Consider the following 15,589-nt stretch of genomic DNA (forward strand, 5'->3'; position numbering starts at 1 on the left):
GGATGCGGTTTCGAGAGGTGGACATGAAGGACCCTGGATCGAGAGACAACGAGTACGACACGGCGACCCGCGGCGACGCATCCGAATTCGCGGTGCGGCCGCTGCCGCTCGGCCATCGCCTGGGCGAACTGCAGCTCGACGAGGTGCTGGGAATCGGCGGTTTCGGGATCGTCTATCGCGCGTTCGACCGCACGTTGCGGCGCGCGGTCGCGATCAAGGAGTACATGCCGTCGATGCTCGCGACGCGCGGCGGCGACTACACCGTGTCGCTGCGGTCCGAGCGGTTCGCGCAGGCGTTCGACGCGGGACGCGGCGCGTTCCTCAACGAGGCGCGCCTGCTCGCGCAATTCGATCATCCGGGGCTCGTCAAGGTCCTGCATTTCTGGGAAAGCCACGGCACCGCGTACATGGTGATGCCGTTCTACGAAGGGCGCACGCTCAAGCAACTGCTCGACGGCGGCATGCGGATCAGCGAGACGCAGTTGCGCAACATCGTCGCCGCGCTGCTGGGCGCGCTCGACACGCTGCATCGCGCGCAATGCTTCCATCGCGACGTCGCGCTCGACAACGTGCTGATCCGCCCGAACGGCAGCGCGATCCTGCTCGATTTCGGCGCGGCGCGCAAACGGATCGGCGATCTCGTCGACGACGGCGCGATGATGATCAAGCCCGGCTACGCGCCGATCGAGCAGTACACCGACGATCCCGCGTTCAGCCAGGGGCCATGGACGGATCTCTATGCGCTCGGTGCGGTGATGCACGCGATGATCACCGGGGAATTGCCGCCCGCGGCCGTTGTGCGCAGCATCAAGGACACGTACCGGCCGCTCGTATCGCGCGAATTGCCGGCCGGCGAGGTGTACAGCCCGGCATTCCTCGCGGCGGTCGATCATGCGCTGCAGTTGCGGATTCCGGATCGGCCGGAGTCGGTCGCGGCGTTCGCGGCGGAGCTCGGGTTGCGGGACTTCGACCGGGCGGGCGCAGGGTATGGCGCGGCGGTCGTGCCGCCGGCCGTCGATGCGGACAGGGGCGGGGAAGAGAAGGGCGCGGCTTCTGCTGCGTCCGGTACCGCGTCGGCTGCTGCGGCGGCGATCGGCGCGGGCGCGACGGCTTCGGGTCACACGGCGCATGACGTGCGGCCGCCGCCGCCCGCGCGTGCCGGCGAGGTGTCTACACCGTCGGATTCGCCGGCTGCGTCGCCGCAGGCGACCGACAGCAAGCCGGAGGCCGGCGCATCGTCCGCATCGACATCGGCATCGGCATCGTCGTCAGGCGGGGCATCCGCGCCGACCGGCCCCCAACGCGGCCCGGCACCCGCCGCATCACGTAACCGCCGCATCCCCGTCTACGCCGGTGCCGCGCTCGTCGCACTGATCGCCGTCGGCCTCGCCGCGACCTATCTGTCGCGTCCCGCTCGCGTCGCCGACGACGCCGCGCCCGCCGCGAGCCAGCCACAGGCCGGCACGTCATCACCCGCCAGCACGCCGGACGCCATGCTGGCCCAGCACGGACCGACGCCGACCGTCGTGCCGCCGTCGAGCCTGCCGGCCGGATCGTCGGCGCAGGTTCCGCCGCCGCCCGTGGCCGCCGCGCCGGCCAGCGCGCCTGCCGTCGAGGCCGCCGCCGCACCGCAGGTCGCGACCGCCGTCACGAACCCGGCCCCGTCGCAAGCCGGTTCCAGCGCCACCATCGCGCCCGCCGGCAGCCTCGACGCGTCGGAACGCGTCGTCAACGTGCCGCCGTCGGACGCTGCCGCGCCACCGATGACGCCGGCCCCTGCACCGAAGCCGCCGACGGAGGCCGAGACCGCCGTCGCCGCCGTCAACGTGCCGGCTGCCGAGCAACGTCCTCCAAAAACGCAGGAAACCGTCCAGGTGCGTTTCAACGTGCGGCCATGGGGCGACGTCTACGTGAACGGCGCGCGGCGCGGCGCGAGCCCGCCGCTGCGCTCGGTGTCGTTGACGCCGGGCGTCTATCAGATCGAGATCCGCAACGGCTCGCTGCCGCCGTTGCGTCGCACCCTGGCGGTCGACTTCGGCAGCAAACCGATCAATATCGACTATGCATTCGAATGACGTCAGCCAGGCGGCGCTGGCCGCCGCCGCGCTTTCCGCGTCGCCGCCCGGCGTGCCGGCGGCGACGCCGCGTGCCGACTTGATCGGCCTGCTGCTCGCGGATCTCGCGCCCGATGCGCCGTGCGGCCCGAACCTCGAATACGACGCCGAGTTCCTGCAGTTGCAGGAGCGCGCGACGCCGCGCGCCGAGCAGCAGTACGGCGACACCGTGATCCCGGCCGAGGCGCCCGACTGGCGCGCGGTCGAGCGGCTCGCGCTGGCGCTGTCCACGCGCACGAAGGACTTGCGCGTCGTCGCGACGCTCGCGCGCAGCTGGACCGAGCAGCACGGCGTTCCCGGCTATGCGGACGCGCTCGTGGTCGTCGCGAACTTGCTCGATCGCCGGTGGGACGACCTGCATCCGCGGCTCGACGCGGACGGCGAACCGGACCCCACGCCGCGGATGAACGCGCTCGCCGACGTGGCCGGCGCGCACGACTGCGCACGCGCGGCGCGGCGCCAGCCGCTGTTCGACGGTGGCCCGAGCGTGCGCGATGCCGAACGGCTGCTCGATGGCCGCGGCGAAACCGGCGACCCCGTGACGGGCAGCCGCGAAAGCCTGATCGCCGCGCTGTCGGCCATGCGAGACGACGGCACGACGCCGCTCGACGCAGCGCGCGCCGCGTTGCACGCGCTGGACGCGATCCGTGCGTGCGTGACGGACCGGCTCGGCCGCGAATGGGCGCCCGATGCCGGCGATGCGGAGAAGGCGTTGCAGCGGATCGTGCGCGACGTGCCGCTGCCCGAGCCGCAACCGGGCGCACCGGGCGGCACGGTGCCCGCGCAACAGGCGTCGTCCGGCGACGCGTCGCAGGCCGGCGCCGCACCCGCCGCGCCGGCGGCCATGCCGAACGTCCATGCATGGCGCGACGCCGAGGTCACGAGCCGCGACGACGTGCGAATCGGCCTCGACAAGATGTGCCGCTATTTCGAGCTGCACGAGCCGAGCCATCCGGCGCCGCTGCTGCTGCGGCGCGCGCAGCGGCTGCTCGCGCTCGACTTCTACGAAATCATCCGAGATCTCGCTCCGGAGAGCCTGCCGAAGCTGGACCTGTTGAGCGGCGAGCGGAGCGAATGAAGCGAACGAAGCGAACGAAAGGGGCCGCCACGCGGGCGGCGACGACGTACAGCGCAATCTGATCGATGTGAAGGAGTGGACGATGACGGACAGAACCAAGGCGGCTGGCAGCGGACAGAAGTTCATCGCGCGCAATCGGGCGCCGCGCGTGCAGATCGAGTACGACGTCGAGACCTACGGCGCCGAGCGCAAGGTGCAGTTGCCGTTCGTGATGGGCGTGATCTCGGACCTGGCGGGCAAGCGGGCCGAGCCGCTGCCGGACCTGCCCGAGCGCAAGTTTCTCGAGATCGACGTCGACAACTTCGACGAGCGGATGAAGTCGGTCGCGCCGCGCGTCGCGTTCCAGGTGCCGAATACGCTGACCGGCGAAGGGATGCTCAACGTCGACATGACGTTCGAGCAGATCGACGATTTCTCGCCGGCCGCGATCGCGCGCAATGTCGACGCGCTGCGTCGGCTGCTGGAGGCGCGCACCGAGCTGTCGAACCTGCTGTCGTACATGGACGGCAAACACGGCGCCGAACAGCTGATCGAGCGCGCGATCAACGATCCCGACCTGCTGAAGACGCTCGTGCGCGAACCGCGCGAGCCCGCACAGGGCGGCAACGTGACCCAACCGGAGGCCCGCGATGAATGACCCCGCCCAATCCCGCGCCGATGCGCGCGCCGCCGCGCAGCCCGAGATCGCGCACGACGCGTTCGCCGCGCTGCTGCAGAAGGAATTCAAGCCGAAGACCGCCGAGGCGCGCGAGTCGGTCGAGCGGGCAGTGCGCACACTCGCGCAGCAGGCGCTCGAGCATACGGTCGGGATGACGACCGACGCGTATGGCAGCGTCAAGCAGATCATCGCGGAGATCGACCGGAAGTTGTCCGAACAGATCAACCAGATCCTGCATCACGACGAATTCCAGACGCTCGAAGGCGCGTGGCGCGGCCTGCATTACCTGGTCACGCACACCGAGACCGACGAGTTGCTGAAGATCAAGGCGCTGCCGGCGTCGCGCAACGAGGTCGCGCGGATGCTGAAGCGCTACAAGGGCGTCGCGTGGGACCAGAGTCCGCTGTTCCGCAAGATCTACGAGGAGGAATACGGGCAGTTCGGCGGCGAGCCGTTCGGCTGCCTCGTCGGCGATTTTCACTTCAACCACAGCCCGCCCGACGTCGAGATGCTCGGCGAACTGTCGAAGATCGCGGCGGCCGCGCACGCGCCGTTCATCGCCGGCGCGTCGCCGGAGCTGATGCAGATGGATTCGTGGCAGGAGCTGTCGAACCCGCGCGACCTGACGAAGATCTTCCAGAACACCGAATACGCGGCGTGGCGCAGCCTGCGGCAGTCGGAGGATTCGCGCTACGTCGGCCTCGCGATGCCGCGCTTTCTGGCCCGGCTGCCGTACGGCGCGCGCACCAACCCGGTCGACGAATTCGACTTCGAGGAAGACACCGACGCCGCGAACCACGACCGCTATACGTGGGCGAATTCGGCCTATGCGATGGCCGCGAACATCAACCGTTCGTTCAAGCAGTACGGCTGGTGTTCGTCGATCCGCGGCGTCGAATCGGGCGGGGCGGTCGAAGGGCTGCCGAGCCACACGTTCCCGACCGACGACGGCGGCGTCGACCAGAAATGCCCGACCGAGATCGCGATCAGCGACCGCCGCGAGGCCGAGCTCGCGAAGAACGGCTTCATGCCGTTCGTGCACCGGAAGAACTCGGATTTCGCGGCATTCATCGGCGCGCAGTCGCTGTACCAGCCGGCCGAGTATCACGACCCCGACGCGACCGCGAACGCGCGGTTGTCCGGCCGCCTGCCGTACCTGTTCGCATGCTGCCGCTTCGCGCACTACCTGAAGTGCATCGTGCGCGACAAGATCGGCTCGTTCCGCGAACGCGACGACATGGAGCGCTGGCTGAACGACTGGATCATGAACTACGTCGACGGCGACCCCGTGAACTCGTCGCAGGAAACCAAGGCGCGCAAGCCGCTCGCGGCCGCGCAGGTGGTCGTCGAGGAGGTGGAGGACAACCCCGGCTACTACACGTCGAAATTCTTCCTGAGACCGCACTACCAGCTCGAAGGGCTCACCGTGTCGCTGCGGCTCATCTCGCGGCTGCCGACCGCGAAGGCGGCGAACGAGTGAGCGGCAACCGGCATTCAACCTGACATCGCACCGAAACGGAGACGGCAATGGGCGTGGCAATGTTTATGAAGGTGGACGGCGTGACCGGCGAATCGGCCGACGCGCAGCACAAGGGCTGGACCGATATCCAGTCGTTCACGTGGGGCGCAAGCCAGCCGGGCGCGATGGCGAGCGGCAGCGGCGGCAACGCGGGCAAGGCGAGCTTCAACGACCTCGTCGTCGCCGCGTACATGGACAAGGGCGCGCCCGCGATCATCAAGAACTGCGCGAACGGCAAGCACCTGTCGTCGGTCGAGATCTCGGCGTGCAAGACGGGCGGCACGCAGGTCGAGTTCATGCGCGTGACGCTGCAGGAAGTGCTCGTCACGGCCGCGCAGGTCGCGGGCGTCGATCCGGGCGACGCGGCCGACCGGCTGATGATGCATTACGGCTTTCAGGCCGCGAAGGTGAAGAAGCAGTACTGGCAGCAGAACGACAACGGCGGCAAGGGCGCCGAGGTGACGGTCGGCTGGAACATCAAGGAAAACAGCGAGATGTGACGGCGCGGAGACGACCATGGACGACCCGCAAACCCGCGACGGCCGGGAGGGCAACCTGCGCGACCGGCTGCAGCCCGCGCTGCTCGACCGGCTCACCGACGACGCGCCGCAGCGCGCGACGGAAGCGCACGGCGCGCAGTGGATCGGCACCGACCGCCTGCGCGCGGCCGTGCTGCGCGATCTCGCGTGGCTGCTCAACACGCGCAACGCCGAGGACGGCTTCGTCGACTGGTCGGCGTTCGCGCACGCGCAGGCGTCGGTGCTCAACTACGGCATGCGGCCGCTGGTCGGCAAGCCGATGTCGGGCGTCGAGCGGATGTCGGTCGAGGCGTCGATCCGCGATGCGATCGTCCGCTTCGAGCCGCGCATCGTGCCCGCCAGCGTCGAAGTGCGCAGCGTGATCGACGCGCCCGGCGGCCGGGCCGGCGAACGGCGCCACAACGTGCTGCTGTTCGAGATCCGCGGCACGCTGTGGTCGATCCCGCATCCGCTCGAATTCGTGCTGCGCTCCGACCTCGATCTCGAGACGGGCGCGATGTCGCTTCAAGCCGTGACGGGGGCCTGACGCGATGGATACGCGCCTGCTCGACTACTACAACCGCGAACTCGCGTACCTGCGCGAACTCGGCGGCGAATTCGCGCAGCAGTTCCCGAAGGTCGCCGCGCGGCTGCGGCTCAACGAATCGGGGCCGCCCGACCCGTACGTCGAACGGTTGCTCGAGGGCTTCAGCTTCCTCACCGCGCGCGTGCAGCTGAAGATGGACGCCGAATTTCCGCGCTTCACGCAGGCGCTGCTCGATGCCGTCTATCCCGGCTATGTCGCGCCGCTGCCGTCGATGGCGATCGTGCGGTTCGCGCCGATGATGAACGAAGGCAGCGTGGCGCAAGGCTGGCGGCTGCCGGCCGGCACCGCGTTGCGCGCACGGCCGGCCGCATCCGAGCAGACCGCGTGCGAGTTCCGTACCGCGCACGACCTGACGCTGTGGCCGCTCGAACTGACCGATGCGGCCGTTACCGGCGCACCGTCGTGGCTGCCGCGCGGCGCCGTCGCGGCGCGGCAGGACGTGCGCGGCGCGCTGCGCATCCGGCTGAAGGCGCGCGGCGGCGCCAAACTCTCGCAATTGCCGCTCGACCGGCTGACGTTCCATCTCGCCGGCCCCGAACGCGACGCGCTGCATCTGCTCGAACTGCTCGCCGCGCATACGCTCGGCGTCGTGTGTCACGACCCGGGGCAGCCGCCGCGCTGGCTGCACACGCTCGACGCCGACGCGATCGTCCACGAGGGTTTCGATCCGGCCCAGGCGATCCTGCCCGACGACGGCCGCAGCTTCCACGGCTATCGGCTGCTGCGCGAGTATTTCGCGTTTCCGGCGCGCTTCCTGTTCTTCAGCATCGGCGGGCTGCGCGCGGCGCTGGCACGCTCGACCGGCGACGAGTGCGAGCTGACCGTGCTGTTCGACCGCCACGATGCGGCACTCGAAGCGGCCGTCGACGCGCGCCACCTCGCGCTGAACTGCACGCCGGCCGTGAACCTGTTCGCGCGCCGCGCCGACCGCATTCCGCTGCAGCCGGGTGCACGCGAGCATCATGTCGTCGTCGACCGCAGCCGGCCGCTCGACTTCGAGGTCTATGCGGTGCAGCGGCTCGCGAGCGAGCAGCGCGACGACGGCCAGTCGCGCGAATTCCGGCCGTTTCACGCATCGTTCGCCGGCGACGACGGCAACTACGGCGCGTACTACACGGTGCGGCGCGAGCCGCGGCTGGTGTCCGCGCAGGCGCGCGCGAACGGCACGCGCACCGGCTACGTCGGCAGCGAGACCTACGTGTCGCTCGTCGACAGCCAGTGCGCGCCGTACGACGAGACGATGCGCTACCTGTCCGCCGATACGCTGTGCACGAATCGCGACCTCGTGCTGCTGCAGCCGCCCGGCGACGCGAATACGTTCACGCTGCGCGTATCGGCTCCGGTCGAGCGCATCGTCGCGATCCGCGGCCCATCGCGGCCGCGCCCGCCGATCGCCGACGCGCAAACCGCGTGGCGGCTGATCCGCCACCTCGGGCTCGCGCGGCACACGCTGACCGATCTCGACGACGACGAGGGCGCGCATGCGCTGCGCGAACTGCTCGGCCTGCATGCCGACCCGGCCGACGCGGCGATGCGCCGGCAGATCGACGGCCTGCAGCGCGTCGCGTTCTCGCCCGTGTTCCGCCGCCTGCCGGCGCTCGGGCCACTGATGTTCGGGCGTGGCGTGCAGGTCGACGTGACCGTCGACGATCACGCGTTCTCCGGCGACAGCCCGTTCCTGCTCGGCGCGGTGCTCGAACAGTTCTTCGCGCGTCACGTGTCGATCAACGCATTCGCCGAATGCGTGCTGACCAGCGCGCAGCGCGGCACGCTCGCGCGCTGGCCGGCGCGCATCGGCAGGCGGCCCGCGATATGAAACGCGACACGTCACCCGGCACTCGGCCCGCCGCCGAAACCGCGCGCCACGACGCGTGGTGGGCGCGGTTGCGTGCCGCGCCGCACGGCTACGACCTGTTCCAGGCGCTGCGCTGGCTCGATGCGCTGTCGCCCGGCCGCGCGCCGCTCGGCCATGGCACGCGACCGCGCGACGAGCCCGTGCGGCTCGGGCAGCAGCCGTCGCTCGCATTCGCGGCGTCGATGCTGGCCGGCATCCATGACGACGACGGCGCCGCGCGGCCGCGCATCGCGATCCACGGTTTCGGGCTGTTCGGCCCGAACGGGCCGCTGCCGACGCACCTGACCGAATACGCGCACGAGCGCGCTGCCCAGCACGGCGACCCGACGTTCGCCGCGTTCGCCGACCTGTTCCATCACCGGCTGATCCTGCTGTTCTACCGCGCATGGGCCGACGCGCAGCCGACGGTGAGCCTCGATCGCCCCGAGCGCGCACGGTTCGACGGCTATGTCGCGAGCCTGGTCGGGCGGGCGGCGCATGGCGACAGGCCGGCCGCGCAGGCCGATGCGGAACGCACGCCCGCCGACACGCTCGCGCCGCATGCGCTTTATTGCCACGCGGGCCATCTCGTGCGGCACACGCGCAACCCGGAAGGACTCGTGCAGATTGTGCGCCGGTATTTCGGCGTCGATGCGCGCATCGTCGAGCACGTGCCGCAATGGGTCGCGATCGAGCGCTCGCAGCGCTGCACGATCCGCGCGACGCGGCCGACCTTGCGCGTCGGCGCCATCGCGCTCGGCGTGGCGGTGCGCGACGCGCAGTCGCGCTTCCGGATCGTGCTCGGCCCGCTGTCGCTCGACGCGTACCGCCGCTTCCTGCCGGGCGGACCGCACGCGCGCCAGCTCGCGCAGTGGGTGCGCGAGTACGTCGGCATCGAATTCGACTGGGACGTGCAGCTGGAACTGGCGGCCGATGCGGTGCCGGCGATCGCGCTCGGTGCGCCGCAGGGCATCGGCCGCACCGCCTGGCTCGGGCAGCGGCTCGAACCGGGGCCCGCGCGCGACCTCGTCGTCCGCTACGACGTGCGGCGCGGCGGCACGCCCCTTCATCGCGAAACCGCCTAAACGGGAGTCGTCATGTCCGATATCGGCCGCGTCAACCTGTTCGGAAAACTGAATCCGTTCCTCTACGAGACGCTCGAGCAGGCGACCGGATTCTGCCGGCTGCGCGGCAATCCGTACGTCGAGCTCGCGCACTGGTTCAAGCAGATCCTGCAGCGGCCCGACGGCGACCTGCAGCGCGTGCTGCGCCGCTTCGACATCGATGCGGCGGCCATCGAGCGCGGGCTCGTCGCGGCACTCGACCGGCTGCCGCGCGGCGCCGGATCGGTGTCCGACCTGTCCGTGCACATCGACGACGCGGTCGAACGCGCATGGGTCTATGCGACGCTGAAATACGACGCGACACGCATTCGCGGCGCCGTGCTGCTGCTCGCGATCCTGAAGACGCCGCAGTTGCGCAACGTGCTGTTGGCGATCACGCGCGAATTCGAGCGCATCGTGCCCGACGTGCTCGCCGACGAACTCGAATCGATCGTCGACGGCTCGCCCGAGACGCAATCGGCGGCACAGGGTTCGCAGGCAGGCACCGGCGGCGACGCAGCCGTGCGAGGTACGCCCGCCGCCGACGGTTCGGCGCTCGCGCGGTTCGCCGTCGACTTGACCGCCCGCGCGCGGGCCGGCGAGATCGACCCCGTCGTCGGGCGCGACGCCGAGATCCGCCAGATCGTCGACATCCTGCTGCGGCGCAGGCAGAACAATCCGCTGCTGGTCGGCGAGGCCGGCGTCGGCAAGACCGCCGTCGCGGAAGGCTTCGCGCTGCGGATCGCCGCCGGCGACGTGCCGCCTTCGCTGCGCGACGTCGCGCTGTACCTGCTCGACATCGGGCTGCTGCAGGCCGGTGCGAGCGTGAAAGGCGAGTTCGAGAGCCGGCTGCGCGGCGTGATCGACGAAGCGATGTCGTCCGAGCGGCCGGCGATCCTGTTCATCGACGAAGTGCATACGCTGGTCGGCGCCGGCGGGGCGGCCGGCACCGGCGACGCCGCGAACCTGCTGAAGCCCGCGCTCGCGCGCGGCCTGCTGCGCACGATCGGCGCGACCACGTGGTCCGAGTACAAGCAGTACATCGAGAAGGATCCGGCGCTGACGCGGCGCTTTCAGCTCGTCCACGTGCACGAGCCGGAAGAAGCCGCCGCGCTGACCATGCTGCGCGGCCTCGCCGCGAAGCTCGAGGCTCATCACCGCGTGCTCGTGCTCGACGACGCGCTGCAGGCCGCCGTCACGCTGTCGCACCGGTACATCCCGGCACGCCAGTTGCCGGACAAGGCGATCAGCCTGCTCGATACGGCCTGCGCGCGCGTCGCCGTCAGCCAGCACGCGGTGCCCGCGCCGATCGAGGACGCGCGCCGCCGCATCGACAGCCTGCGCGTCGAACAGGAGCGAATCGGACGCGAGTGTGCGCTGGGCACCGGCGATGCCGACCGGCGCGGCGCGATCGATACCGACATTGCGACCGCGCAGACTGAACTCGACCGGCTCGATGCGCGCTGGCAAACCGAACGCGACGCGTTGACGGTGATCGTCGGCGCGCGCGCTTCATTGCTCGACGACGATCCGTCGCATGAGCTCGATGCGGACGCGCGCGCCGCCGCGCAGGCCAGTCTCGCTGCCGCGCAACAGGCGCTGGCCGACCTGCAGGGCGATGCGCCGCTGGTGTTGCCCGCCGTCGATACGCACGCGGTGGCGGCCGTCGTCGCCGACTGGACCGGCATTCCGCTCGGCCGGATGGTGCGCGACGAAACCCAGGCCGTGCTGAAGCTCGCCGATACGCTCGGCGAACGCGTCATCGGCCAGCGGCATGCGGTCGAACTGATCGCCGAGCGGATCCAGACCGCCCGCGCGAAGCTCGACGATCCGACCAAGCCGCACGGCGTGTTCCTGCTGTGCGGGCCGTCCGGCGTCGGCAAGACCGAGACCGCGCTCGCGCTCGCCGACACGCTCTACGGCGGCGAGCACAACGCGATCACGATCAACATGAGCGAGTTCCAGGAAGCGCATACCGTGTCGACGCTGAAAGGTGCGCCGCCCGGCTATGTCGGCTACGGGCAGGGCGGTGTGCTGACCGAAGCCGTGCGCCGCCGGCCGTACAGCGTCGTGCTGCTCGACGAGATCGAGAAGGCACATCGGGACGTGCACGAGATTTTCTTCCAGGTGTTCGACAAGGGCTGGATGGAGGACGGCGAGGGGCGCGACATCGATTTCCGGCATACCGTGATCCTGCTGACGTCGAACGTCGGCGCGGATCGCGTGATGCAGCTTTGCCGCGATCCCGAGCATCTGCCGGGCGTGCAGACGCTCGCCGATGCGTTGCGCCCGCCGCTGCTCGACGTGTTTCCGGCCGCGCTGCTCGGCCGGCTGACCATCGTGCCGTATTACCCGCTCACCGACGCGACGCTCGCGCGGATCGTCGCGCTGCAACTGCGGCGGATCGAGAAGCGGATCGACGCGCATCACGGGATCCGGTTGCGCTGCACCGATGCGGCAACCGCGTTGATCGTCGAGCGCTGCCGGACGATCGAATCCGGCGGCCGCATGGTCGATGCGATCCTCACGCATACCGTGATGCCGCGCATCAGCCGCGCGATCCTCGAGGCCACGCTCGAAGGACGCACGCTGGCATCGATCGAGGTGAGCGCGACCGATGGCGAATTCGCTTACCGGTTCGACGAGGAGGCCACGGCGTGAATCGCGTCTTCACACTCGACAGCCCGCACGGCGACGATCTGAAATTCCATACGCTCGACGGCAGCGAGGAACTCGGCCGGCTGTTCGAATTCCGGATCGAGGCGCTGGCCGACAGCCATAGCCTGTCGTTGAAGAACATGCTCGGCAAACCCGTGACGGTCCGGATCGAACAGCAGGACCTGTCGACGCGCTACCTGAACGGCATCGTCGCGCGCGCGTCGCTCGCCGGCCGGCGCGCCGAGCGGCATTACGGCTATGAGTTGATCGTACGCCCATGGCTGTGGCTCGCAACGCGCCGCTCCGACTGCCGGATCTTCCAGAACAAGACCGTGCCGGAGATCGTGCAGGAAGTGCTGTCGACGTATGGATTTCCGATCGAGAACAAGTTAACCGAATCGTATGTGCCGCGTCAGTACTGCGTGCAGTACAACGAAACCGATGCCGCGTTCGTATCGCGGCTGATGGAATTCGAGGGGATCTATTTTTATTTTCGGCACGCGACAGACAATCACACGCTCGTGCTGTGCGATGCGATGTCGTCGCATGTCGCGCTGCCCGGCTACGAGACGATTCCGTATATCCCGCGCGACCGCACCGCGATCGCCGACGAGGAACATATCGACGGCTGGCTGCCCGCGCAGGAGGTGAGCGTCGGCAAGCATCAGACCACCGACTACGACTATACGAAGCCGCGTGCCGATCTTTCGTCGCAGAAGGTCGATCCGCGCGGTCACGATCACGATAGCTTCGCGTCGTTCGAATGGCCGGGCGGCTATCGCGACGATGCGCCGGGTGCGCATTACAGCCGCGTGAGGCTCGAGGAACAGCAGGCCGAACATGAGCGGGCGAATGCCGATACCGATGTGCGTGGCGTGGCGCCCGGGTATCTGTTCACGCTGGAGCATTGCCCGCGCGCCGACCAGAACCGCGAGTACCTGGTCGTGCGGTGTCAGTACCGGTTTCAGGAGAACGCTTATGCGAGCGATCAGGGCGCGGAGGCCGTCGTACATCAGACGATGATGCTCGTGCAGCCGTCGAGTTTGCCGTATCGGTCGCCGCGCGACACGCCGCGGCCGCGGACCAACGGGCCGCAGACGGCGACCGTCGTCGGGCCGCCGGGTGAGGAAATCTGGACCGATCAGTACGGGCGCGTGAAGCTGCAGTTTCGTTGGGACAGGTACGGGCAGAGCAATCAGGATTCGTCGTGCTGGGTGCGGGTGTCGAGTCCTTGGGCCGGCGGTGGGTTCGGGGGCGTGCAGATTCCGCGGGTGGGCGACGAGGTCGTGGTCGATTTTCTGAACGGAGATCCAGATGAGCCGATCGTGACGGGCCGTGTTTATAACGGCGAGAAGATGCCGCCGTGGGGGCTGCCGGGGAGCGCGACGCAGAGCGGGTTGCTGTCGCGGTCATCGCCGGGTGGGACGACCGAGCATGCGAATGCGTTCCGGTTCGAAGACAAGAAGGGCGCGGAACAGCTGTGGATGCATGCGGAACGGAATTTCGATGCGGAGACGGAGGCCGATCATTCGCTTTCTGTCGGGAACAACCATACGCATACGGTCGGGAACGATGAAACGATGCAGGTGAAGAACAACCGGCAACGGAGTGTGGGGCAGAACGAGACGGTGAATATCGGGAAGAATCGGGTCGCGCAGATTGGGGCGGATGAGACGCATGGGGTAGGAGGGAATCGAACGCGAACGGTCGGGAAGAACGAAACCGTGACGGTCGCCGCGAATCGCGACGCGACCATTGGTGGAATACACACCGAGACGGTTGCGAAAGCCAAGACCGAAACGATCGGTGAAGGCAAGACGCTGAACGTCGGACAGATGTATCAGACGACGTCGCAAGACATGAAGACGCTGGTTGCGTCGGCGCATACCGAAGAGATCGGCACGCGTACGTCGACGATCGCGAACGCGCATACGCACACGGTCGGCGGCGAACACACCGTCAACGTCGGCGCGAACCACACGACGAGCGTACAGCATCAGGTGCTCGTCAATGCCGGCGATCAGCTTTCTCTCGTCTGCGGGATGTCCAGCATCGTGATGAAGAGCGACGGCACGATCACGATCCAGGGCGTCAACGTCGCATCGACCGGCACGAACACCCACAGCGTGAACGGCAAGACGGTGACGTCGTCGGCGACCGCCGAGCACACGGTCGAAGGCGCCGTCCTGAAACTGAACCCGTGACGGAGGTCCGCACGAATGCAGAACTGGCAGCCGACCAATCCGGTGGAGCGCAGGTTCATGGATGCGCATACGGACTGGATGAGTTTCGCGCAGGAACGCGACGCACGATTGATGATCTGGCAGACCGACGAGACGGATGCGGAGCTCGTGCGGCTGTATTTCCAGGTGCAGGATGAGACGTCGTGTGCGGTGCGGACGATGCGGGCATCGTTCGTCAATGAATCGAGCTATGCGAAAGCGCTGTCGGACGAGCTTGTTGCGTTCTACGAGAGTCGGCGTGACGGGTCCGAAGCGCAGGGTGTGCGGGCGGATTGGCAAGCGCCGTACGACGATGGCAAGAATCCCTTGCTGTATCTGTTCGCGGTTGCCGACAGCCTGATGCAACATCATCCGGACGTTTTCCCTGCGATGGTGTTCGTGCTCGAACCAGCAAAAGTGCGGGATGACGCGGCATGGGTGCAGTGGATGGATGGCTTGCTGTCGATCATTGCGGTCGCGCCGCAGCTCGCCGAGCGCGTGCGCTTTGTCGTGCCGCGTACTGATATCGCGCCGTTCGCAACGCTGATGCAACGGCATCGGGCTGCGGTGCGCGTCGTGCACGGCAAGTATTCGATGGCGAGCGTGCCGCGCGAATTGCTGGCGGAGTCGGGCGAGCGCGGGCCGAGCGGGGAGTTTCGACGGCATTTCGTGATGCTGACCGAGATGATCGAAGGCAACAATCCTGCTCGGCTGGAGGAACTGCGCGCGGCGGCACTGAAGGTCGCGGAGCGCGAACAGTGGTTCGATCAATGCGTGGTCGTGCATCTGATCGCGGGGGCCGCGTATCTGAAATGGCGTGATCGGGAGAAGGCGATCGCGGCTTACCGGAGCGCCGCCAGCAGCGGTATGCGCGCGGTCGAGGCGGGGCATCCGGCGGGGCACAAGCTCGTTGCGAACGGGTTGTTCGGCGAGGCGAGCGTGCATTTGACGCACAAGGATTATGCGCATTCGGCGTATTGCTATGAGCGTGCGGCGGCATCGACCACGGCTGCGAAGGACGGGCTGATGACAGTCGAGGCCTGGCGCATGAGCGCCGTGTGCTGGGAACGGGCAGGGGAGCGAGAGCATGCGCTGGAGGCGGGGTTCAATGCGCTCGATGCAGGGTTGATGATCGACGAGTCGATACGGGCGAACAGTAATCTGCCGATGGTTGTCGAGTGGATGGTGTCGCAATTGGGTGTGCAGGACCGGCGGCGTAACGCGCTCAGCGAGAAGGTCGCTGCATTGCGTAGTGGGCGTTGAGCGCGAGCGAGGGCG

At 68.5% G+C, this 15,589-nt stretch carries 11 protein-coding genes; all 11 read left to right on the forward strand.

Annotated features, from left to right (window positions below; genetic code table 11):
* Positions 1–23 precede the first annotated feature (23 nt).
* The 11 genes from HWX09_RS00675 to HWX09_RS00725 all read left to right on the forward strand — a co-directional run bounded on the left by HWX09_RS00675 (position 24) and on the right by HWX09_RS00725 (position 15,574).
* Complete coding sequence (locus HWX09_RS00675; RefSeq protein ID WP_027783055.1) at positions 24–2,075, forward strand: serine/threonine-protein kinase; 2,052 nt, start codon at positions 24–26, stop codon at positions 2,073–2,075.
* Positions 2,062–3,192, forward strand: coding sequence for a type VI secretion system protein TssA (gene tssA / locus HWX09_RS00680; RefSeq protein ID WP_080681258.1), 1,131 nt, complete (start codon positions 2,062–2,064; stop codon positions 3,190–3,192). The genes HWX09_RS00675 and tssA overlap by 14 nt, the downstream gene beginning before the upstream one ends.
* 82 nt (positions 3,193–3,274) lie before the next feature.
* On the forward strand, positions 3,275–3,829 hold the full coding sequence (gene tssB / locus HWX09_RS00685; RefSeq protein ID WP_034185379.1) for a type VI secretion system contractile sheath small subunit: 555 nt from the start codon (positions 3,275–3,277) through the stop codon (positions 3,827–3,829).
* Complete coding sequence (tssC, locus tag HWX09_RS00690; RefSeq protein WP_027783057.1) at positions 3,822–5,330, forward strand: type VI secretion system contractile sheath large subunit; 1,509 nt, start codon at positions 3,822–3,824, stop codon at positions 5,328–5,330. Before tssB ends, tssC begins: the two co-directional genes overlap by 8 nt.
* A gap of 47 nt (positions 5,331–5,377) precedes the next feature.
* Positions 5,378–5,869, forward strand: a complete 492-nt coding sequence (locus HWX09_RS00695) for a type VI secretion system tube protein Hcp (RefSeq protein WP_027783058.1) — start codon at positions 5,378–5,380, stop codon at positions 5,867–5,869.
* A 16-nt stretch (positions 5,870–5,885) separates the two neighbouring features.
* Entirely contained in the window at positions 5,886–6,434 is a 549-nt protein-coding gene (gene tssE, locus HWX09_RS00700) for a type VI secretion system baseplate subunit TssE (protein ID WP_034185290.1), read from the forward strand.
* Positions 6,435–6,438: 4 nt separating this feature from the next.
* On the forward strand, positions 6,439–8,310 hold the full coding sequence (gene tssF / locus HWX09_RS00705; protein ID WP_027783060.1) for a type VI secretion system baseplate subunit TssF: 1,872 nt from the start codon (positions 6,439–6,441) through the stop codon (positions 8,308–8,310).
* Positions 8,307–9,413: a type VI secretion system baseplate subunit TssG gene (gene tssG, locus HWX09_RS00710; protein ID WP_034185380.1), complete on the forward strand. Its 1,107-nt coding sequence runs from the start codon at positions 8,307–8,309 to the stop codon at positions 9,411–9,413. Before tssF ends, tssG begins: the two co-directional genes overlap by 4 nt.
* Positions 9,414–9,425: 12 nt before the next feature.
* Positions 9,426–12,092 (forward strand): type VI secretion system ATPase TssH, encoded by a 2,667-nt coding sequence (gene tssH, locus HWX09_RS00715; protein ID WP_027780691.1) that lies wholly within the window; start codon positions 9,426–9,428, stop codon positions 12,090–12,092.
* Complete coding sequence (gene tssI, locus HWX09_RS00720; protein WP_027780692.1) at positions 12,089–14,293, forward strand: type VI secretion system tip protein VgrG; 2,205 nt, start codon at positions 12,089–12,091, stop codon at positions 14,291–14,293. Before tssH ends, tssI begins: the two co-directional genes overlap by 4 nt.
* Positions 14,294–14,308: 15 nt before the next feature.
* Positions 14,309–15,574, forward strand: a complete 1,266-nt coding sequence (locus HWX09_RS00725) for a hypothetical protein (RefSeq protein WP_027780693.1) — start codon at positions 14,309–14,311, stop codon at positions 15,572–15,574.
* The last annotated feature ends 15 nt before the right edge of the window (positions 15,575–15,589 follow it).

Origin of the sequence: Burkholderia sp. BCC1208 (assembly GCF_902833095.1) — a bacterium.
Taxonomy (GTDB): Bacteria; Pseudomonadota; Gammaproteobacteria; order Burkholderiales; family Burkholderiaceae; genus Burkholderia.

Coding starts and splice junctions, on each gene's coding strand:
- HWX09_RS00725 (WP_027780693.1), top strand. CDS start 14,309: ATGCAGAACTGGCAGCCGACCAATCCGGTGGAGCGCAGGTTCATGGAT.
- tssE (WP_034185290.1), top strand. CDS start 5,886: ATGGACGACCCGCAAACCCGCGACGGCCGGGAGGGCAACCTGCGCGAC.
- HWX09_RS00675 (WP_027783055.1), top strand. CDS start 24: ATGAAGGACCCTGGATCGAGAGACAACGAGTACGACACGGCGACCCGC.
- HWX09_RS00695 (WP_027783058.1), top strand. CDS start 5,378: ATGGGCGTGGCAATGTTTATGAAGGTGGACGGCGTGACCGGCGAATCG.
- tssG (WP_034185380.1), top strand. CDS start 8,307: ATGAAACGCGACACGTCACCCGGCACTCGGCCCGCCGCCGAAACCGCG.
- tssH (WP_027780691.1), top strand. CDS start 9,426: ATGTCCGATATCGGCCGCGTCAACCTGTTCGGAAAACTGAATCCGTTC.
- tssB (WP_034185379.1), top strand. CDS start 3,275: ATGACGGACAGAACCAAGGCGGCTGGCAGCGGACAGAAGTTCATCGCG.
- tssC (WP_027783057.1), top strand. CDS start 3,822: ATGAATGACCCCGCCCAATCCCGCGCCGATGCGCGCGCCGCCGCGCAG.
- tssA (WP_080681258.1), top strand. CDS start 2,062: ATGCATTCGAATGACGTCAGCCAGGCGGCGCTGGCCGCCGCCGCGCTT.
- tssF (WP_027783060.1), top strand. CDS start 6,439: ATGGATACGCGCCTGCTCGACTACTACAACCGCGAACTCGCGTACCTG.